The sequence below is a fragment of the Alcaligenes sp. SDU_A2 genome (assembly GCF_038237375.1).
Classification (GTDB): Bacteria; Pseudomonadota; Gammaproteobacteria; order Burkholderiales; family Burkholderiaceae_B; genus Alcaligenes.
Genome location: NZ_CP151273.1, coordinates 855,413 through 874,155, shown reverse-complemented (window position 1 = coordinate 874,155; position 18,743 = coordinate 855,413). Strand labels below are relative to the sequence as shown.

Annotated in this window: 19 protein-coding genes; 13 read left to right on the top strand and 6 right to left on the bottom strand. The window is 60.1% G+C overall.

Annotated features, from left to right (window positions below; genetic code table 11):
* Nucleotides 1-47: 47 nt before the first annotated feature.
* On the bottom strand, nucleotides 48-1,055 hold the full coding sequence (gene trhO / locus AADW57_RS03995; protein WP_341668763.1) for an oxygen-dependent tRNA uridine(34) hydroxylase TrhO: 1,008 nt from the start codon (nucleotides 1,053-1,055) through the stop codon (nucleotides 48-50).
* Nucleotides 1,056-1,257: 202 nt separating this feature from the next.
* Between trhO and AADW57_RS03990 the strand changes: the two genes are divergently transcribed.
* From AADW57_RS03990 to AADW57_RS03960, 7 genes are all read left to right on the top strand, one after another.
* Complete coding sequence (locus AADW57_RS03990) at nucleotides 1,258-2,343, top strand: metal-dependent hydrolase (protein WP_341668762.1); 1,086 nt, start codon at nucleotides 1,258-1,260, stop codon at nucleotides 2,341-2,343.
* 1,045 nt (nucleotides 2,344-3,388) lie between these two features.
* Nucleotides 3,389-4,375, top strand: a complete 987-nt coding sequence (locus tag AADW57_RS03985) for a Bug family tripartite tricarboxylate transporter substrate binding protein (protein ID WP_445819176.1) — start codon at nucleotides 3,389-3,391, stop codon at nucleotides 4,373-4,375.
* 9 nt (nucleotides 4,376-4,384) lie between these two features.
* Complete coding sequence (locus AADW57_RS03980; RefSeq protein ID WP_341668761.1) at nucleotides 4,385-5,377, top strand: ABC transporter substrate-binding protein; 993 nt, start codon at nucleotides 4,385-4,387, stop codon at nucleotides 5,375-5,377.
* Between the two features lie 12 nt (nucleotides 5,378-5,389).
* The gene (locus AADW57_RS03975; protein ID WP_341668760.1) at nucleotides 5,390-6,265 is read left to right on the top strand and encodes an FAD binding domain-containing protein; all 876 of its coding nucleotides are present in this window, start codon (nucleotides 5,390-5,392) and stop codon (nucleotides 6,263-6,265) included.
* On the top strand, nucleotides 6,258-6,767 hold the full coding sequence (locus tag AADW57_RS03970) for a (2Fe-2S)-binding protein (protein ID WP_341668759.1): 510 nt from the start codon (nucleotides 6,258-6,260) through the stop codon (nucleotides 6,765-6,767). The genes AADW57_RS03975 and AADW57_RS03970 overlap by 8 nt, the downstream gene beginning before the upstream one ends.
* The gene (locus AADW57_RS03965; RefSeq protein WP_341668758.1) at nucleotides 6,760-9,135 is read left to right on the top strand and encodes a xanthine dehydrogenase family protein molybdopterin-binding subunit; all 2,376 of its coding nucleotides are present in this window, start codon (nucleotides 6,760-6,762) and stop codon (nucleotides 9,133-9,135) included. Before AADW57_RS03970 ends, AADW57_RS03965 begins: the two co-directional genes overlap by 8 nt.
* 16 nt (nucleotides 9,136-9,151) lie before the next feature.
* Entirely contained in the window at nucleotides 9,152-9,955 is an 804-nt protein-coding gene (locus AADW57_RS03960; RefSeq protein WP_341668757.1) for an SRPBCC family protein, read from the top strand.
* A gap of 126 nt (nucleotides 9,956-10,081) precedes the next feature.
* Here the strand turns inward: AADW57_RS03960 and AADW57_RS03955 are convergent, their stop codons facing one another.
* Both AADW57_RS03955 and AADW57_RS03950 read right to left on the bottom strand, forming a co-directional pair.
* A complete protein-coding gene (locus AADW57_RS03955) occupies nucleotides 10,082-10,468 on the bottom strand; it encodes a DUF4168 domain-containing protein (protein WP_341668756.1) in 387 nt (128 codons plus the stop codon).
* A gap of 113 nt (nucleotides 10,469-10,581) precedes the next feature.
* Nucleotides 10,582-11,001, bottom strand: a complete 420-nt coding sequence (locus AADW57_RS03950; protein ID WP_341668755.1) for a DUF411 domain-containing protein — start codon at nucleotides 10,999-11,001, stop codon at nucleotides 10,582-10,584.
* A 110-nt stretch (nucleotides 11,002-11,111) separates the two neighbouring features.
* Between AADW57_RS03950 and AADW57_RS03945 the strand changes: the two genes are divergently transcribed.
* Together AADW57_RS03945 and AADW57_RS03940 are read left to right on the top strand one after the other, a co-directional pair.
* Nucleotides 11,112-11,594: a YbaK/EbsC family protein gene (locus tag AADW57_RS03945; protein ID WP_341668754.1), complete on the top strand. Its 483-nt coding sequence runs from the start codon at nucleotides 11,112-11,114 to the stop codon at nucleotides 11,592-11,594.
* 72 nt (nucleotides 11,595-11,666) lie between these two features.
* On the top strand, nucleotides 11,667-12,074 hold the full coding sequence (locus AADW57_RS03940; protein ID WP_341668753.1) for a GFA family protein: 408 nt from the start codon (nucleotides 11,667-11,669) through the stop codon (nucleotides 12,072-12,074).
* Between the two features lie 19 nt (nucleotides 12,075-12,093).
* Here the strand turns inward: AADW57_RS03940 and AADW57_RS03935 are convergent, their stop codons facing one another.
* A complete protein-coding gene (locus AADW57_RS03935; protein WP_445819175.1) occupies nucleotides 12,094-12,657 on the bottom strand; it encodes a cysteine dioxygenase family protein in 564 nt (187 codons plus the stop codon).
* A 209-nt stretch (nucleotides 12,658-12,866) separates the two neighbouring features.
* On the opposite strand from AADW57_RS03935, the gene AADW57_RS03930 reads away from it, so the two are divergent.
* Nucleotides 12,867-14,051 (top strand): DUF418 domain-containing protein, encoded by a 1,185-nt coding sequence (locus tag AADW57_RS03930; RefSeq protein ID WP_341668752.1) that lies wholly within the window; start codon nucleotides 12,867-12,869, stop codon nucleotides 14,049-14,051.
* Between the two features lie 72 nt (nucleotides 14,052-14,123).
* On the opposite strand, the gene AADW57_RS03925 is transcribed toward AADW57_RS03930, so the two are convergent.
* Both AADW57_RS03925 and AADW57_RS03920 read right to left on the bottom strand, forming a co-directional pair.
* Complete coding sequence (locus AADW57_RS03925) at nucleotides 14,124-14,609, bottom strand: GNAT family N-acetyltransferase (protein ID WP_341668751.1); 486 nt, start codon at nucleotides 14,607-14,609, stop codon at nucleotides 14,124-14,126.
* 106 nt (nucleotides 14,610-14,715) lie between these two features.
* Nucleotides 14,716-15,264 carry a DUF2478 domain-containing protein gene (locus AADW57_RS03920; protein WP_341668750.1) on the bottom strand — a complete coding sequence of 183 codons (549 nt, stop codon included), beginning with the start codon at nucleotides 15,262-15,264 and terminating at the stop codon, nucleotides 14,716-14,718.
* A 281-nt stretch (nucleotides 15,265-15,545) separates the two neighbouring features.
* Between AADW57_RS03920 and AADW57_RS03915 the strand changes: the two genes are divergently transcribed.
* The 3 genes from AADW57_RS03915 to AADW57_RS03905 are packed head-to-tail and all read left to right on the top strand — an operon-like array spanning nucleotide 15,546 to nucleotide 18,740.
* Complete coding sequence (locus AADW57_RS03915) at nucleotides 15,546-16,583, top strand: glycosyltransferase family 2 protein (RefSeq protein WP_341668749.1); 1,038 nt, start codon at nucleotides 15,546-15,548, stop codon at nucleotides 16,581-16,583.
* Nucleotides 16,570-18,048 (top strand): ArnT family glycosyltransferase, encoded by a 1,479-nt coding sequence (locus AADW57_RS03910; protein ID WP_341668748.1) that lies wholly within the window; start codon nucleotides 16,570-16,572, stop codon nucleotides 18,046-18,048. The genes AADW57_RS03915 and AADW57_RS03910 overlap by 14 nt, the downstream gene beginning before the upstream one ends.
* Nucleotides 18,045-18,740, top strand: a complete 696-nt coding sequence (locus AADW57_RS03905; RefSeq protein ID WP_341668747.1) for a response regulator transcription factor — start codon at nucleotides 18,045-18,047, stop codon at nucleotides 18,738-18,740. Before AADW57_RS03910 ends, AADW57_RS03905 begins: the two co-directional genes overlap by 4 nt.
* Nucleotides 18,741-18,743: the final 3 nt, after the last annotated feature.

Here is an 18,743-nt window from a genome sequence, read left to right as displayed (position 1 = left end):
AGTATCTTCAGCGCTTCTTTAGATGTACCACAGGCTGGATAGGCAGACTAGGCGTCTTTGGCTTGTTGGGCCATCCGCCGCTGCTCCTGTACCTTGAGCCGGGCCGCCTCGCGTCGCTCCTGCAGCTCGTCCATGCTGACGCCGATATGGCGTTCTTCGCGCTCACGCGCCAGCGTCACTTGTTTCTGGCGTTGGCGAAAGCGTTCTTCCTGCTCCGGGCTGTGCATGCCGTGGCAATAAGGACAGCTAACGCCTTCCTCGAATTGCGGCGAGGTTTTTTCGGCCTCCCCGATAGGCATGCGGCAGGCGCGGCAAAAGTCGTAATCGCCCGGTTCCAGACCGTGACGCACCGAGACACGCTCGTCAAAGACAAAACAGTCACCTTCCCACAGACTGTCCTGGGCAGGAATGTCTTCCAGATATTTAAGAATGCCGCCTTGCAGATGGTAGACCTGGTCAAATCCCTGGGAGCGCATGAAAGCCGTGGATTTCTCGCAACGGATGCCGCCCGTGCAAAACATGGCCACACGCGGCTTGCCGTGCAGCACGCCGCCTTCGCGAGACTGTTCGGCCACCCATTGGGGAAACTCGGTAAAGCTTTGGGTCTTGGGATTGATGGCGCGGTTAAACGTGCCTATGCCCACTTCGTAATCGTTGCGAGTATCCACGACCACGACATCCGGATCGCTGATCAGCGCATTCCAGTCTTCGGGGCTGACGTATTCGCCCACCATTTCCGCCGTTTTCAGATCCGGCACCCCCAGGGTGACGATCTCTTTCTTGAGCTTGACCTTGAGCCGGTAGAACGGAGCCTTGTCGGCCCAGGACTCTTTATGCACCAAGCCGGCGATGCGCGCATCTGCATTCAAGTAGGCCAGCACGGCCCGTATGCCGGCCTCGGGGCCGGCAATGGTGCCGTTAATGCCTTCGCGCGCCAGCAGCAAGGTGCCTTTGACGCCATTCTGCTCGCAAAACTCGAACAAAGGGTCGCGCAATTGAGCAAAATCGGGCAGCTCCACGAACTTGTACAAAGCCGCGATCAGATAGGTAGACATAGCAAACGGATTCTCTGGAAGTGGCACTGGGCGTGCCGCAGCAACGCCGGGGCCGGGACAGGCAGTCGAAAACTATAGATCAAAAGCGAACGGATGCCTTTGACGCCTGTCAAAAAGGGCGATACTAGGAAATGATTCGATTTTAAAATGATAACGCCAAAGCCGGCATGCCGCATCCGGCGGCCTTGACCACACGAGATTTATGGATTCTGTAACACAAGCCGTACTGGGTGCCAGCATCTGCGGCTCACTGCTAGGCCGCCAGTACGGGCGTAAGGCACTGCTGGCCGGTGCCGTGCTGGCCACCCTGCCCGACCTGGATGTCTTTATCGCCTACCCCGATCCCATTACGGCCATGGTCAGCCATCGGGGATTTTCACACTCTCTGTTCGTACTCAGCGGCCTGTCCCTGCTGATCGCCCTGCTTTGGAAGCTGCTGCGCCCTGATGGCCGCGCCAGCGCTGGGCGACTGGGCCTTGCTGTCTGGCTGACCTTGATCACCCATCCTTTGCTCGATGCCCTGACCAGTTACGGCACGCAATTGCTGTGGCCCATGCATCCGACGCCCACCACCTGGTCCACCATCTTTATCATCGATCCGCTCTACACCCTGCCGCTGCTGCTGGCAACGGTACTCGGACTGGTGCGTGGAGCCACACCGGCCACCGTCCGGACCTGCGTGCTGGCCTTGCTGGTCAGCAGCCTGTATCTGGCGGCATCGGTCGGGGCCAAGTTCTGGGCCGAACGGCAAGCCTCCCTGCAACTGGGGCAAGACGGCATCCAGGTACAGCGCATCTACTCCGCCGCGCAGCCCTTTAGCATTTTGCTGTGGCGGGTTGTGGCCCGCGACGCGCAGGACAAGGAATGCGAAGTCATCGTCGGCCTGCTGGACCATTGGCGCGCGCCCGCCGGACACCGCTACGAATCGATCTGCCTGCCGGTCAACAGCCAATACCTGGATGTGCTGCCCGATACACCGGAGCTGGATAGACTGCGCTGGTTCAGCGGTGACTGGCTACGGTACGACCTGATCGATGATCTGATGGTTGTCAGCGACATCCGCATGGGCATAGGCCCAGGGCAATATTCGTTCCGTTTCGTCGTGGCCGAACGTATGCCGGATGGCAACTGGCTACGAGTCATTCCCTATCGCTGGCTCAGCGGCCGGGACATGAGCGAGCTCAAACCTGCCCTAAGCCGGATTTGGCAGCCGGAACCCGCTCTGCCGCTGGAACAATGGGCCAGCCGCATCGACCAAGGCGTGCCTATCCCACGGGCCACCCCCTAAGACAAACCGCTGCAAACCCGCCCGACCGGCGGGTTTTTTCATGACTCTTCGAAAAGCACCGAGCGCCAATGCACCCAGTCGATGACGAACTGGATTTTTGAAGACGATATTCAAGACGCAGCACGATCGGACGGCGCTGATGGCTTGCCAGCGCATCGCGCCGGTGCCCTGGTCGGGGCGCATGGCCGGACGCGTCGTGAGCTCCGGTGGCTTGCTTGTCCGCTGGATAAGTAACAAGCGCCGCCGTCAACCAGAACGACGCTTGCACCCCGTCCCCACGCTCCACCTGCGGCAAGCCATCCAACCCGCCCTTTTTGAGCTGGCTGCGCCTTGAACGGCTCAAAACACCGATGACATAGCCCCGGCTATACGTCTTTATGCCAAACCGGAAATTCAGCGGATGGCTGATGCCTTGTATGGCATACGCGGACGTCCCGCCGTTTGAGCCAAGCACAGCGGTGCCGTTCTCGTCAGGCCGGCCGCAGCGGGACGGCGGGCGAGTCAGGGCCTTCGCCGCAGGCGGGATGCTGGGGTGGGAGGCAAGGGGCGTGCTGTTCGAGCAGGACGCGTGTGATTCGTCCAGTGGACGAATCACCCTGCGAGTTCACGCCCCGCCCGCCCCGGCATCCCGACCAGGGAATCCGCGCGCAGCGCGGGCGAAGGCCCCAGCCAAGCCGACCCGCTGCGGCCGGCCTAGCGAGAACCCGAGGTTCTCTGCGCTTGGCCCAAACGGCCTGCCCACTACGAAGGAATCACCGAAATCTTCGCAAAACCTTTTGTATGGGCCGCCGCGTATCGCCGCAAACTGATGAGCAAGTTGCGACTGCTTCCTTTCTTCTCAAGGAAATTCTATTTTTTATGTGAAAAATAATCACACAATAAATTTCAAAAACGAAAATAAGAAACACCAACAATATAGCAACAAACAATTTTCTCGTTTTCCCTAGTAGGATTAAAAGCATTATATGTGAATAATATTTATGTCAGTACACTGACTATATATTTATAAGAAGCAATCACAGAACTCGATCACCGAGGAGACACCATGTCCATACGCCACCCACGCTTGCCTGCCTTCGCCGCCGGTTTGCTTCTGGGCTGTTCCATGCTGGGAGCGGCCAGCGCCAGCACGGCTCAGTATCCCGACAAGCCCATAGAAATCATCGTGACCTTTCCACCCGGCGGCGGCACCGATCTGCTGGCCCGTCTGATCGGCAACTACTTCAGCGAAGAGCTCGGGCAACCGGCCATCGTGGACAACCGCCCCGGTGCCAGCGGCAATATCGGCGCACGATTGGTAGCGCAACGCCCCGCCGACGGCCAGTCCCTGCTGATGGTCAACAGTTCCTTCGCGGTCAACCCGGCGGTATTCGACAAGCTGCCTTTCGACCCCAAGAAAGACTTCACCGCCATCACCAATTTTGCCTTTGTTCCTTCGGTGGTCATCGTACCGGCCAACTCCCCATACACATCACTGAAAGAACTGATTGAGGCCGCCAAAGCCAAGCCGGGAGAGGTATTTTTCGGCTCCTGCGGCAACGGTACCCCGCAACATCTTGCCGGCGAAATGCTCAACCAGGCGGCCAAGGTCCAGATCGCCCATATCCCTTACAAAGGCTGCGGCGGTGCCTTGAACGATGTCATGGGCAGTCAGGTCGGCTCGGCTTTTGTCACCGCCTCCAGCACCCTTCCCTTTATAGAAAGCGGCAAAGTACGCGCCCTGGCGGTTACTTCAGCCCAACGCAGCCCGCTGATGCCCGACGTGCCCACCGTGGCCGAACTGGGTTACCCCGGCTACGAGCTGAACCAATGGCACGGCCTGCTGGCCCCCGCGGGCACACCCGAGCCGGTTATCCAAAAAGTGCATGACGCCGTAGAAAAAATCATTGCGCGTGACGACGTAAAAGCCAAGCTGGCCAGCCTGGGCTACACGGTCGCGCACGACGGGCCGGCCCAATTCCAGACCATGATCAATACGGATATCGACCGTTTCCGGGAACTGGCCCAGAAAATCGGACTGAAAATCAACTAAGGACCCACCATGAGCACACTGAAGCTGAGCGTATCGATTGGCAATTACGACCGCACCCTGGCCTTGAAGGACGGGCGCGTGGGCATTGAAGGCTGCGATGTCAATGTCGTGTCGCTGGAACCGGAGGAAGCGTTTCATCGCGCATTCCGCTACGAGGAATTCGATGTCACGGAAATCTCCATGAGCAGCCACATGATGACCACGGCACGCGGCGACAATCAGTACGTCGGCATTCCGGCTTTCCTGTCGCGCGTGTTCCGCCATTCGGGCATCTACGTGCGCACGGACCGCATCACAAAGCCCGAGGACCTGAAAGGCAAGATCATCGGCGTGCCCGAATACCAGATCACCGCCAACGTCTGGATTCGCGGCATCTTGCAAGACGAGTTCGGCATCCGCCCGAACCAGATCAAATGGGTGCGGGGCGGCATCGAAGAGCCGGGCCGAGGCGAACGCGCGCCCATAGACCTGCCGGCCGACATCCACCTGGAACAAATCCCCGACGACCGGACGCTGTCGGACATGCTGGAAAAAGGCGAAATCGACGGCTATATCGGCGCACGCGCACCTTCGTGCTTTTTACGCGGCGCGCCCAATGTGGGCCGCCTGTTCGGGGACGAATATCTGGAGGTGGAAAAAGACTATTTCCGCCGCACGGGCATCTTTCCCATCATGCATATGGTGGGCATACGCAAGTCCCTGGTGCAGGACAACCCCTGGTTGCCGGTCAGTGTGTACAAGGCGTTTCTGAAAGCCAAAGAGCTGGCCATCCACGAGCTGAACGAGCTGTGTCATCTGGCCGTGACACTGCCCTGGATGGTGCATCATCACAACGAAGCACGCGCACTGATGGGGGAGGACTACTGGCCCTATGGCCTGGACGCCAACCGCCACACCATCCAGACGTTCGCGCAATACCATCACGACCAGGGCATGTCGCAACGCCTGGTCCGGCCCGAGGAGCTGTTCGCGGCCTCGGCGCTGGACCTCTCCAAAATATAAGGCGGCATCGGCATGAAGGCTCCTGTTTTCAATTACCACGCTCCTCAGACATTGGCCCAGGCACTGGAGCTGTTGTCCACCCAGGACAACGCACGCGTGCTGGCCGGCGGCCAGTCTCTACTGGCCATGCTTAATATGCGCTTCGCATTTCCGGATGCACTGGTGGACATCAATCCTTTGACCGAGCTGGCCTATATCCGCCCGCAAGAGGACGGCCGCATCGCCATCGGTGCCATGACGCGCCAGCGTGAGGTGGAATTCTCCGAACTGGTGGCGGCTCGCCTGCCACTTTGGAAAGAAGCCATTCTGAACGTGGGGCACCGTCAGACCCGCAATCGCGGCACCGTAGGCGGCAGTCTCTGCCAACTGGACCCTTCAGCCGAAATACCCACCGTCTGCATGGCAATGGATGCCGTACTGACGGTCTCCAGCGTACGTGGGGAAAGAGCCATTCCAATGGCCCAGTTTCCGGCTGCCTACATGACCCCCAGCATGCAGGCAGACGAGTTACTGACCCAAGTGCAGGTTCAGCCGTGGCCGACCGGCCACGGCTGGGCTTTTCTGGAATTTTCCCGCCGCCACGGCGACTTTGCCATCGTCTCATGTGCCGTCCTGCTTGTGTTGGACAAGGCAGGGCTGGTCGCGCGGGCCAGCATCACCCTGGGCGGGGTAGGCGCTTTTCCGCTGCGCATGACCGAGGCAGAAAACACCTTGCTGGGCACACCTGCCGGCCCCCAGGACATCGCCCGAGCCGCTGAGCTGTGCGGCCAGGTGGAGGCCTCCAGCGACAGTTATGTGCAAGGCTGGTATCGCCAGCGTCTGGCCAAAGAATACACGGCGCGCGCCTTACGACTCGCGCTCTCTCGTACAGGACAAGGGCATGAGTAACTCAACGCTTTCGGGCAGCCGCCCCATCACTCTTTGCGTCAACGGCCACAACCGGACAGCGAAGGCCGAACCGCGCGTCAATCTGGCCGATTTCCTGCGCCACGAACTGGGCCTGACCGGCACCCACGTAGGCTGCGAACATGGCGTGTGTGGTGCCTGCACCGTACAGATCGACGGCCATTCGGCACGCAGTTGCCTGATGCTGGCGGTCCAGGCCCAAGGTATGCAGATCCGCACCATCGAAGGGCTGGCCGACAAACAGGGCCGCTGGCATCCAGTCCAGCAAGCATTCAAGGAACTGCATGCGCTGCAGTGTGGTTTTTGTACACCCGGCGTGCTGATGTCCGTGGTGGAGTTGCTGGAAAGCCACGCCGACCCCAGTGAAGAACAAATCCGCGATGTGCTGTCCGGCCACCTGTGTCGCTGCACCGGCTACCAGAACATTGTGCGCGCAGTGCAACACGCCGCTGCCGCGATAAGGGCCAGCCATGAACATGAATAACTCCCGCGCACTGGAACGGACTGCCCTGGAGCTGCCCGCTCCCGGTATGGGGCAATCTTTCCTGCGCCTGGAAGACCAGGCCCTGCTGAGCGGGCAGGCGCAATTCCTGGACGACATCCCCATGGACGGCGTGCTGCACGCCTGCTTTGTGCGCAGCCCGCACGCGCACGCGCGCATCCGCTCCATCGACTTGTCGGCCGCCCGTGCTCTGCCCGGCGTAGACGCCGTGTTCGCCGCCCAGGATCTGATGGGCGAACTGACCCACTGGCGCATGCCCTTGGGCTTTGCTTTTGCCGTGCTGCCGGAAAACACGGTGCCCTTTGTGCTGGCCCGCGACGAGGTCGCCTTTGTCGGCGAGGCCATCGCCGTCGTCGTGGCCCAATCACGCCATATCGCCGAGGATGCAGCCGCACTGGTCGCCATCGATTTCGAGATTCTGCCCGCCGTAGCCGACGCACGCCAGGCCCTGGCACCAGACGCGCCACCGGTACGCACCGAACTGGACAGCAACGTACTGCAAAACTACACACTGGCCTATGGCGAGATAGATAAGGCCTTCGAGGGTGCCGAGATTCTTATCGAGGCGGCCTTTAGCGCCCATCGCGGCTGCGCCCACCCCATCGAAGGGCGTGGCGTGCTGGCGCGACTGGATATCGCAGACCAGGAACTGACGGTATGGTCCTCTACACAGATGGCCCACGAACTGCACTATACCCTGGCACTGATGCTGGGTCAGCGCGAAGACCAGTTACGGGTCATCACACCGGACGTAGGCGGCGGCTTCGGTGCCAAGTTCATGATTTATCCAGAAGAAATCGTTATTCCTGCCGTCGCCCGACTGTTGCGTCGTCCGGTTAAATGGATAGAGGACAGGCGCGAGAACTTCCTGACCTCTATCCAGGAACGCGACCAGTTCTGGACCATGTCGTTGGCGGCGGACCGCGACGGGCGCATCCGAGGCCTGCGCGGCCACTTTGTCCACGACCACGGCGCTTACACGCCGCAAGGCACCAACGTCCCCTATAACGCAGCCTCGTCCATGACGGGGCCTTATCTCGTGCCGGCTTTCAGCCTGACCGCCGATGTGGTCTACACCAACAAGGTGCCGGTCGCCACCGTGCGCGGCGCCGGCTACCCGCAGGCGGCCTTCGTCATGGACAGGCTCCTGGACAGACTGGCTCAGCGTACCGGGCTGGACCCGATCCGTTGCCGCGAACTGAACCTGATCCCAATAAGCAAAATCCCGTACACCAAGCCGCTCAAGTCCAGAGCCGGCGTACCGCTGGTGATCGACAGCGGCGACTTTCCTCGCATGCAGGCCATGGCGGAACAGGCGATGGACCGCAGCGGTTTCGAGCAGCGCCGACAAGCGGCCTTGCAACAAGGGCTATACCTTGGCCAAGGGCTGGCCAACGCGGTCAAACCCACCGGCCGCGGCCCCTATGAATCGGCCACCGTCAAGATTTTCCCGTCCGGGCGCATTGCCGTCTTTACCGGCGCTTTGGCGATGGGCCAAGGCATCAAAACCTCGCTGGCGCAGATCTGCGCCGCGCATTTCGGCATTGACCCTGGCGGCGTGGACATTCACGCCGGGGATACCCGCCATATCGGCTTCGGAATGGGGGGGTTCGCCAGCCGTCAGGCGCTCATGGCGGGCACGGCGGTAGAACAAGCATCGAAACAATTACGCGAAAAAGTGCTGCAGGTCGCCGCCGCCGTACTGAATGCTGCACCGGAAACGCTGAGTATCGCCTACGGCATCGTCGCCAGCAGCGCCACGGACCAGACCGTCAGCCTGGCGCGTTTGGCTATGATGCTGAAAGGGGTGCCGGGCTACAGCCTGCCCATCCAGACCGATCCGGGGCTGGAATGTACCGCCCACTTTCACTGCGACGCACAGACCTATGCCGGCTCCACGCACGCGTGCGAAGTTCAGGTGGATGCGGCTACGGGTGCCATCGAGATTACACGCTATCTGGCCGTGCAGGACTGCGGCAATCTAATCAACCCCCTGATCGTGACGGGTCAGGTTGTCGGCGGTGTGGTCCACGGACTGGGCAATGCCTTGTTCGAGCACATGGCCTACGACGCGCAAGGGCAGCCCCTGTCCACGACCTGCGCCGAATACCTGCTGCCCACCGCCCCCGAAATCCCCCATATCGACGTGCTGTTCTGCCCCTCACCCACACCACTGAACCCCCTGGGCGTCAAGGGCGTGGGCGAATGCTCCACCATCGCCGTCGCAGCGGCCGTGATCTCGGCGGTGGAGCAGGCGCTGGCCCCGCTGAATGTGTGCATTAACGAGTTCCCGCTCAGCCCCATGCGCCTGCTGGAACTGATTGATCAGGCCACGCAGAAAACACAATAAACACAGGAACGCTGCCATGAATTTCAAGAACCGGTTTCATATTCCCCTGCCGCTGGAGCAGGCCTGGACACTGATGCTGGACGTGCCTCGCATCATGCCCTGCCTGCCCGGCGCCACCCTGACCGGGGTGCTGGACAACAACACATACCAAGGCTCTGTATCGGTGCGGCTAGGCCCCATCAAGCTCGCCTTCGACGGCACGGCGGAACTACTGCGCACGGACCAGGAAAACTACATTGCCTATCTGCGCGGAGCCGGCCTGGACCCAAAAGGGCGCGGCGCAGCCAGCTCGGACTTCAGCTTCGCCCTGACAAGCGCTCCAGACGGCGGTACAGATGTAGAGGTCAGTACCGAGCTGACCTTATCGGGTGCCGTAGCCCAGTATGGACGCGGCAGCGGCATGATCGCCGAAGTCGCCAGCCAGATCCTGGGCCAATTCGAACGCAATCTGGCACGCCTGGTCCAGGGCGAAAATGAACCCGACGAGCAGCCCGACACGCCTTTAGCCGCCACGGCCCCGTCCCTGGCCAGCGCATCCGAAGCAGCGCAAGGCCGCCCATCCACCACGACCGCGCCTGCTGCGGCAACATCGACCGTTACCACACTAGAAGCACAGGCTATTTTGCTTCAAAGCCAGGCGGTGCTGGCACAAACCCAGCAGTTGCAGGCGCAAATGCAGCAGACGCTACTGCGCCTGCAGGCGCGCGGTCGTCACAATAAGAACGAGACCGGCGAACTGAACATGCTGTCCATCGGACTGAAAGCTGTCTGGTCGCAGATCCGCTACACCACTGCCCGACTGTTCGGCCGCAAAGGCTAACACCACGCCGCCGCCAGGATACGGCGGACGCAAAAAACCCCTGGGCCGACAATCGGCACCAGGGGAATGGACCGGCGTCCCGGTCACTACGCAGATTAAAGAGACTGCAGCGCGGCCGCTGCCGTTTTATTTCAGCATGCCTTCAACGCGCTGACGCAAGGCAGGGTCCTGCTGGATAGCCAGGCTGATGCCGTTGTATTCGGCCAGATCCATGCCATTGGACTTGACCACACCTACCAGGCGCTCATCGGCTTCCTGGACGATGGACTGACGCTCGGCATCGGTCTTGGCGGCATCCAGACGAGGTTGATATTCGGCAGCCGTCTGGGCGACTTTTTTATAAGTGCCCACATACTGCTGCAATTGCGAGTCCGTCGGCTTGACGACCTGCGTGGCAGCCGGCATGGCTGCGCCGGACGAGGCCGCATTGCTTTGCTGGGCCATGGCCAAAGGACTGGAGAGGCCAAACGCGACCGCGGCAGCAGCCAGAAACGCTTTGACAGATTGCTGCATGGATGGAACCTCCTTATCAGAATCACTGAGTGCCCATAATGACAAGGGCGCGTATGCCTTACAAGTATCGCTATGTAGTTTCGTGTATCAGCTTGCCACCTGATTCATGCCCGTCAGTCGCGCGAATAAGGACGACCTTTGAAATCCAGCGTGATCAGATTGCCATCCAATTCCCCCATGCCGGGAGCGTTCTGGGGCATGCCGGGCGCAGCCACGCCCTGCACCTGCATATCGGTCATCATCCGGCGAACCACATTGGCCGGCACATGGCCCTCCACGCGCTGCCCGGTTTGCTCCACCACGGCAGTATGACAGGACGCCAGTTCGCCCGGAACGCCCAGTTTCTGCTTGATCTGCGCCATGTCGCGGGTTTTGATGGACGTCACCTGAAACCCGGAATCGCGCATGTGCTGAGCCCAACCATCGCAACAGCCGCAGTTGGGGTCCTGGTAAACGGTCAGGGCGGGGCCACCGGCCTGAGCCAGGGCGCTGAACGCCAGCAGACTGGCCGAAAGCAACAAAGGTTTGAACACGATCGAATTCCCATAAAAGACGCTGCTGCGCCTTGGTTGACACACAAGTCCAACTATTTAAGACTTGTCGTTCGTCAAAAAGTTTAACAAGTCACTGTATTACCTGTCCTATGAGCCTGGATTCCGTCAAACGCTTCTTTCTGCAGCACGCACCCGATATTGCCATTATCGAAACGGCCGACGGCACACCCACCGTCGCGCTGGCCGCGCAGGTACATCAGGTCGAACCCGGCCAGATCGCCAAAACGCTGAGCCTGCGCGCAGGCGAGCGCACCGTACTGCTCGTGGCCAGGGGTGATGCCCGGTTGGACAACAAAAAATTGCGCGCTGTCTTCGGCGTCAAAACCCGCATGCTGGATCAAGAAAGCACCCAAATCCTGACAGGTCACCCGGTGGGCGGCATTTGCCCCTTTGGCCTGGCCACGCCTTTACCGGTGTACTGCGACGTTTCCCTGCAAGACTATGACATCGTCATGCCGGCGGCCGGTTCCATCAATTCCACAGTGCGTATCTCGCCCGAGCGCCTGGCAGAACTGACCCAGGCGCAGTGGATCGATGTGACCTTGATTCCACAGGGAAGCACCCAATCCTGAGCCCGCGAAACGCCTGCGACAAACAGCCAAGGCGGTGTACCATTAGGCGAGAAACTTTTTCGGAGAACAGCCATGAAAGGACATTGTCTGTGCGGCCGCATCGCCATCCACTGCCTGGATCACACTGACGTGGGCGTCTGCCATTGCAGCATGTGCCGGCGCTGGGGCGGGGGGCCGTTTTTCTCTATCGAAAGCAAGACCATCGAGATCGAAGGCGAAAAAGACATCGCCCACTATCGTTCATCCGAATGGGCCGAGCGCGGTTTTTGCCTGCACTGCGGCACACACCTGTATTACCGCCTGCAAACCGGCGGTTTCTACGCCCTGTCCGCCGGACTGTTCCAGGATGCACAGGGACTGCGCATCAACAACCAGATCTTCATCGACAAAAAACCCGATTACTACACGCTGGCCAACGACACCCCCACCATGACAGAGGCCCAAGTCATGGAGATGTTCAAAAACTGGAATACGCCTTGAGCCCCAATCGCCAAAGCGCTCAAGCCCGACGCGTGTTCGCGTAGCCCGAAATAAACTCCTTGGTGCTACCGGTCTGCGGATCGAACACATGGCGACGCACCTGCCCGATATCCGCACCATATACATGAATGCTGATCGAGACCCGATCGGCATGACTATTGGACACCTCGTGAATATCGCCCACCCTGGGCGATACAGCCTGCACATCGCCGGGAGCCAATAATCGGACCTCTCCTGGCTGCAAATGGCCGGTCCGCGCATCACGGCTGAAGGCGCGCGATTGCTCGCTACCGCGCAACATGCCGATCAGCCCCCATACGGTGTGGTCATGAACAGGTGTTTTCTGACCTGGCCCCCACACAAAGCTGACCACGGAAAAACGCTGCTCGGGACAGCAGTACAGCAGGTACTGCTGATAAAACTGGGGATGCGGCTGCGCATATTCCGGTGCCAGCCAGTCGTCCTGGGCGACCAGTTCGCCAAGCAAAGCGCCCCCCTGACGCAAAATGTCCGACTCGACCAGAGCGCCACGCGCCATCAAAGCGTCCATACGATGGATAAACTGCTCAAAACGAGGATGCACGATATAGCCCCCACAAAAAACGATACGCTATTGTCGCCGACACAGGCAGGCGTTCAAGGCGCACGATCTAACGCTGTATTGATGATCACCGTAGTATTATCAGCCGCTTTACGCCTGCGCCCCCTTGCCGGATCGGTCGGACTGACCGAGTCCGCGACAAAGAAACAGTCGTATCCCGCCTTCGATTTTGCGTCACCTTGGATGACTGAATGACCTCTGTCTCTTGCTCCCCAGAACGCCAGGATTTTCTTGACTGCCTGCGCGGTCTGGCCTTGCTGGGCATTCTTTTGGTCAATATCGTCGTCTTTGCATCGCCCTATTATGGCTCGGGCCTGCCCAACCCCTTGAGCACGACACTTCTGGACAAGCTCTGCGCCCTGTTGGTGCAGACCTTTGTAGAGACCAAATTCTATCTGCTGTTCTCGTTCTTGTTCGGCTACAGCTTCTCGCTGCAAATATTGTCCGCGCAGCGCAACGGCCAACCCTTTGCGCGCACCTTCATGCGTCGCCTGCTGGGGCTACTTATCCTGGGAGTGCTGCACGCGACGCTGCTGTACACCGCTGACATTCTGATCACCTACTCGCTGGTCGGCCTGCTCTTGCTGCTGTTGCGTCATCGCAGCGACCGCTTTCTGGCCTGGCTGGCGGCCGGCTTGATCGCCACCACGGCGGCGCTGTGGACCTACTTGATTTTCGGTATTGACGACGGTCCCTTCGACCCGGCCAAGGCACACGCCGAGCTTGCGCAACATATCCTCCAATACCAAGGCGGCTGGCGCGACATTCTCGCCGAAAACATAGACATGCTGAAACACAGCTGGAGCAGTCTGGTCATGATGCAAGGACCATGTGCGCTGGCCATGTTCTGCCTGGGCCTGATCGCCGGCCGACGTCGCCTGTTCCAGGATCGGCACGCCAACGCGGTGCTGCGCCAGCGCATGCGTCTATGGGGATTAATGGTCGGTCTGCCGTCGGGCCTGTTTTACGGCTATGCCACGACATTCCTGATCGGCACCCAAACCGAGGGGGTCGCACTGATTTTGACCATCCTGACCGCCCCTCTACTAACCGGCCTGTACTGCACGCTGGCCTGGAGCAGTTACCAAGGCAAAGCCCGCGCGGCAATGCAATTTCTGCTGGCACCCGCCGGACGCATGGCACTAAGCAATTACTTGCTGCAATCGTTAAGCTGCGTGCTGATCTTTTACGGAGTCGGCCTGGGTCTGGTCGGCCAACTCTCGCCCAGCGCCATCCTGGCCGTTGCCGTGTCTCTGTACCTGAGCCAATGCCTGCTCAGCCGCCTATGGCTGCGCCGCTTTCAGTACGGCCCCGTGGAATGGCTGCTGCGCAGCTTTACCTACTGGCTGCGGCCACCGATGCAGCAGCCGGCCTGACTCGCTCTATCATGAACCCGTCCCGGCACGGCCGTAAAGCGATGAACGGCGGCATCCAGGCCGCTGTTTTCATCAACCGGTCAGCTCCAGGGCCACTTCGACTTCCTCGTCGAACATGCCGCCGGTGGGCACAAAGCCCAGCTTCTGGTAGAACGCCTGCGGACCACCCGCGCCCAGGCCATAACTGGTATACAAGCGCTTGATGCCGCGCACACGCAGGCGCGCCGCCAACTGCTCCAGCGCCCGCCGTCCAAACCCACACCCCTGGAAAGGTCCGGCAATCATAAATCGCCACAGATACGGCCCAGGGCAATCTATGCCGTCGTCCCAATCGGAACCGTCATGCAGCATGATGAAACCCACCAGGGTTTCATCGGCATACACACCGCGAAACCAGGCCGACTCCGAACAAAAACCTTCAGCAATCGACGTTCCATTGTCGGCGACAAAATCGCGCTGCTCATCGGACAAGGTATTGCTCAGTTCGCAGATTTCGGACACGTTGGCAGACGTTACCCGACGGAAGGTCAATTCGGCATCGTCACGGACAGGGGACATACTTTTCTCTTTCTTGAATAAAAACAGGCAGACACACCCGGTCTGCCCAATACAAATACCGCAGGCCTGGGGGCCCGCAGACACGGCAAATACCCACCAGCCTGGATCAGGATGCCACCGGATCGGCAGCAGCCTGGCCGCGCACCTGTTCAAACCACGCCGACAAAGCCGCCATATCAGCATTCAGCTCGGTCGCCAGCCCCCCCGTGAACTCGCGCCAAGCCGGCAGATACGCATGGGAAACCACCGTCAACACAGGATAGCCCGCCGTGATCAATTCCAGAAATTCGGCACAGAAACCCCCGCCTGCCGCCTCCTGGATACCGAAACGGTTAACGACGACCAGGTCGGCCGGGCCTTGCAGCGCACGCCGCAAAACCACGCCGGCAGTCAACAAGGCATCGGGGTCCAGACAACAAACGCCGGGCTGCTTGCCTTGGCCCTGGCTTATCGGATAGAGGACACCGGTTTCCAGGTCCCGTACTGTGCGTGCCGCACAGTCCTGGGGATCGCTTTGCGGTCCCGGCACCAAGCCACGCACAACGCAGCCCCCATCTTGCACGCGCTGCACAAAATCCAGCAGCAAGGCATCGGCATGGCCCTTGCCGGGGTGCACGATCGCGGCTAATACGACAGACAGTTCGGCGGCACCCATGAAACACTCCATATTCGGCAGCGGACCAATACGGCAATGAGCCCGGCCCAGACAAGGCTACCTGCAAAACCAAAAGCGCAGACAGCAAAAAAATATCGTATCAGGAAGCCAGCCCCTTGAACACTCGCCTACAGCGGCACAGTTTGACGAAATTTCGATATTTTCTTGACCTGTTTTGGATGCGGCAGGCACTACGATGCGCAAGCCCTACCCCACAGAGTCCTTGTGACCGCCCTGCCGGCCTTACGCAGCGACGGGCTATCGAAGAGAGTCCTATTTTCATGAGCAATATCCGTAAATTGCACGTCCCCCTACGCTCGGAAACACGCGCGCCCACACTGTCCCTGCTAATTCCCGTCTATAACGAGGTAGAGGTACTGCCACACTGCTATGCGCGCCTGCGCAGCGTGCTGGACGAACTGGATCTACGCTACGAACTTGTCTTTGTGGACGACGGCAGCGTGGACGGCAGCTCGGACGCGCTGGCGGCATTGGCCTGCACCCAGGCCAATATCAAACTGGTGCGTCTTAGCCGCAACTTCGGCAAAGAAGCCGCCCTGACAGCCGGGCTGCAACACTGCGCGGGAGCTGCCGTCATCACCCTGGACGCCGACATGCAGGACCCACCCGAATTAATCCCCGACATGGTGCGCGCCTGGCGTGCCGGTGCGGATATCGTGCGCATGCGACGCCGTTCGCGCGCGGGCGATCCCTGGCATAAACGCCTGAGCGCCCATCTGTATTACCGGCTGCTGAACTGGCTGAGCGATGTACCCATCCCCGAGGACACGGGCGACTTTCGCCTGATGAGCGCGCGCGCCGTCCAGGCCCTGCTGCAATTGCCCGAGCGTTCCCGATACATGAAAGGCCTGTTCGCCTGGATAGGTCTGCCGACCACGGAACTGCTGTACGAGCGCCATGCCCGCGCCGCTGGCAAGACCAAATGGAACTATCGCGGCCTGCTCGGCCTGGCCATCGAAGGCATTACCTCTTTTTCCATTAAACCGTTGCGCTGGGCGTCCGGTCTGGGACTGCTCGTGGCCGGCACAGGCTTGACCTATGGGCTGTTCATCGCCGCCAAAACCCTTCTGTATGGCGAAGCTGTACACGGCTATCCCTCTTTGGTGGCCATTATCGCTTTTCTGGGCGGCATGCAGCTGATCACCATGGGCCTGCTGGGCGAATACGTCGGCAAAACCTATATGGAAACCAAACAGCGGCCCATTTATCTGATTCGCGATGTTCTGCAAAGCAGTACACAAAGCGCGGCAGACAAGCACACTTCCTCTACCGAGCAATACCACCATGTCCAACACTGAACCTCTGCGTCGCTGGCTTTGGCTATTGGCGGCCCTGTTCGGGCTGCGTCTGGTTTTGATGGCCGTTTTGCCGATGGCCGATACGTCCGAACCCCGCTACGCCGAAATCGCCCGGTTGATGGCGGCGACCGGCGATTGGATCACACCCTGGTTCGAACCCGGCGTCCCATTCTGGGGCAAGCCGCCACTGGCTTTCTGGGCATCGGCGCTGTCCTTTCGCCTGTTCGGCTATACCGATTTTGCCGCCCGTCTACCGGCCTGGCTGGCGACACTGGCCACGGCGGCGCTCATCTATAGCTATGCCCGCGACCGTTTTGGTGTCTTGACAGCCCGGCTGGCCACCCTGATTTACAGCAGTTGCCTGCTGTCCTTTGTCCTGGCCGGTGCCGTGCTGACCGACGCGTATCTGACCCTGGCCGTTGCACTAAGCCTGGTCGCCCTGGGCAAACAGCAAGAGACCCGCCGCCCCCTATGGGGCTATGCTTTCTTTCTGGGGCTGGCGCTGGGCATGCTGTCCAAAGGCCCGCTGGCCCTGGTGCTGATTGTCGCCGTCATCGTGCTCTGGCTGCTGGCGCAACGCCGCACGGCACTGCTCTGCGTGGGCCGCCTGCCCTGGCTGGGCGGACTACTATTGTTTCTGGTGCTGAGTCTGCCCTGGTACGTTCTGGCGGAACAGAAAACCCCCGGCTTTCTGCGCTACTTCATTTTGGGAGAACACTATTATCGCTTCGTCGATCCAGGCTGGCACGGCGATCTATATGGCTCGGCACACCAACGCGCCTACGGCAGCATATGGCTGGACTGGGTATTCGCCACCTTGCCATGGGGACCGTACGCACTCTGGCTGCTGCTGAGCGCGGCCCTGCGCAAGCGTCTGTCCTGGAAACAGTCCCTGCACACCGGCACAGAACACAGCTTTTTGCTGGCATGGGCATTGGTTACGCCCGCCTTTTTCACCTTATCAGGCAATATCCTGTGGACGTACGTGCTGCCCTCGCTACCCGCCTTTTCCATCTTGCTGGCCGGCTATCTTGCCCGAAAAAACACTGCCCCCAGTCGCATAAGCTGGCCGCTGCTGATGGCCGCCGCGCCAGCCGTAGGCCTGCTGATCGGGGTGGCCGCACTGATCAACCCGACCCTGCTCAAAACCGAGCGAGGCCTGATCGCCACACAACAGGCCTACGCCCGCAGCGATCAACCTCTATACTACGTGGACTCACTGCCATTTTCGGCACGCTATTATTCTCGGGATACGGCACGTCTGCTCGAAGGCAAGATCACGCCTGCTTTCCTGGATTCGTACCCGCAAGGGGTATTTGTGGCTGTAGACAGCGACTCGGTAGCCCAAGCCGGCTTGCCCGACAACAGTCCCGTCCTGTTCAAGAGCCGGCATTATTCTTTATTCTTCGCCAAAGGCAGGCATAGCAACACTCCACCTCCGGCCCAAGGAGCCGCGCGGCCATGAATGAACAGCACATACGCATCCTGGTCATCGAAGACAACGCCGCGCTGGCGGCCAACATCAGCGAATTTCTGGAAGGTGGCCGGTATGTGCTGGACTTTGCCATGGACGGCCTGGTGGCGCTGCATCTGGCCGCCACCAACCATTACGATGTCATCGTCATGGATATCATGTTGCCCGGCATGTCGGGTTTTTCCTTGTGTCAACGCATACGCAACGACTTAAATTGCGCCACCCCCATCATCATGATGACGGCCAAAGACCACATCGAAGACAAGGTCAACGGTTTTACCCTGGGTGCCGACGATTACCTGGTCAAACCATTCGACCTTAAAGAGCTGGCCATGCGTATCGATGCGCTGCACCGACGCAGTTCCAGCGGCTCGCAGATACTGCGCGCCGGCAGCATCAGCTTTGATCTGGGCACGCTGTGCATACGCCTGGGCAACGGTGCCCCGCTGCAACTATCGGGCATGCCGGCCCACATTACCGAAGCCCTGATACGCGCCTACCCCAACTTCGTGTCCTACGAGCAACTGGCCCAGACTCTGTGGGCAGACAAAGAGGTGGAGCCGCATACCCTGCGCACCCATGTCTATCTGCTGCGCAAGTTACTACACGACAAGCTGGGAGCCAATCTGATCAAGACTCTGCACGGACGCGGCTACCGACTGAGCACACCGGACGAGACATAAAGC

Excerpts from the sequence above, each read along its gene's own strand:
- AADW57_RS03920 (WP_341668750.1), bottom strand. The coding sequence starts at position 15,264 with ATGGGTGCCGCCGAACTGTCTGTCGTATTAGCCGCGATCGTGCACCCC.
- AADW57_RS03960 (WP_341668757.1), top strand. The coding sequence starts at position 9,152 with ATGAATTTCAAGAACCGGTTTCATATTCCCCTGCCGCTGGAGCAGGCC.
- AADW57_RS03975 (WP_341668760.1), top strand. The coding sequence starts at position 5,390 with ATGAAGGCTCCTGTTTTCAATTACCACGCTCCTCAGACATTGGCCCAG.
- AADW57_RS03910 (WP_341668748.1), top strand. The coding sequence starts at position 16,570 with ATGTCCAACACTGAACCTCTGCGTCGCTGGCTTTGGCTATTGGCGGCC.
- AADW57_RS03940 (WP_341668753.1), top strand. The coding sequence starts at position 11,667 with ATGAAAGGACATTGTCTGTGCGGCCGCATCGCCATCCACTGCCTGGAT.
- AADW57_RS03985 (WP_445819176.1), top strand. The coding sequence starts at position 3,389 with ATGTCCATACGCCACCCACGCTTGCCTGCCTTCGCCGCCGGTTTGCTT.
- AADW57_RS03945 (WP_341668754.1), top strand. The coding sequence starts at position 11,112 with ATGAGCCTGGATTCCGTCAAACGCTTCTTTCTGCAGCACGCACCCGAT.
- AADW57_RS03915 (WP_341668749.1), top strand. The coding sequence starts at position 15,546 with ATGAGCAATATCCGTAAATTGCACGTCCCCCTACGCTCGGAAACACGC.
- AADW57_RS03965 (WP_341668758.1), top strand. The coding sequence starts at position 6,760 with ATGAATAACTCCCGCGCACTGGAACGGACTGCCCTGGAGCTGCCCGCT.
- trhO (WP_341668763.1), bottom strand. The coding sequence starts at position 1,055 with ATGTCTACCTATCTGATCGCGGCTTTGTACAAGTTCGTGGAGCTGCCC.
- AADW57_RS03970 (WP_341668759.1), top strand. The coding sequence starts at position 6,258 with ATGAGTAACTCAACGCTTTCGGGCAGCCGCCCCATCACTCTTTGCGTC.
- AADW57_RS03980 (WP_341668761.1), top strand. The coding sequence starts at position 4,385 with ATGAGCACACTGAAGCTGAGCGTATCGATTGGCAATTACGACCGCACC.
- AADW57_RS03955 (WP_341668756.1), bottom strand. The coding sequence starts at position 10,468 with ATGCAGCAATCTGTCAAAGCGTTTCTGGCTGCTGCCGCGGTCGCGTTT.
- AADW57_RS03925 (WP_341668751.1), bottom strand. The coding sequence starts at position 14,609 with ATGTCCCCTGTCCGTGACGATGCCGAATTGACCTTCCGTCGGGTAACG.
- AADW57_RS03905 (WP_341668747.1), top strand. The coding sequence starts at position 18,045 with ATGAATGAACAGCACATACGCATCCTGGTCATCGAAGACAACGCCGCG.
- AADW57_RS03990 (WP_341668762.1), top strand. The coding sequence starts at position 1,258 with ATGGATTCTGTAACACAAGCCGTACTGGGTGCCAGCATCTGCGGCTCA.
- AADW57_RS03930 (WP_341668752.1), top strand. The coding sequence starts at position 12,867 with ATGACCTCTGTCTCTTGCTCCCCAGAACGCCAGGATTTTCTTGACTGC.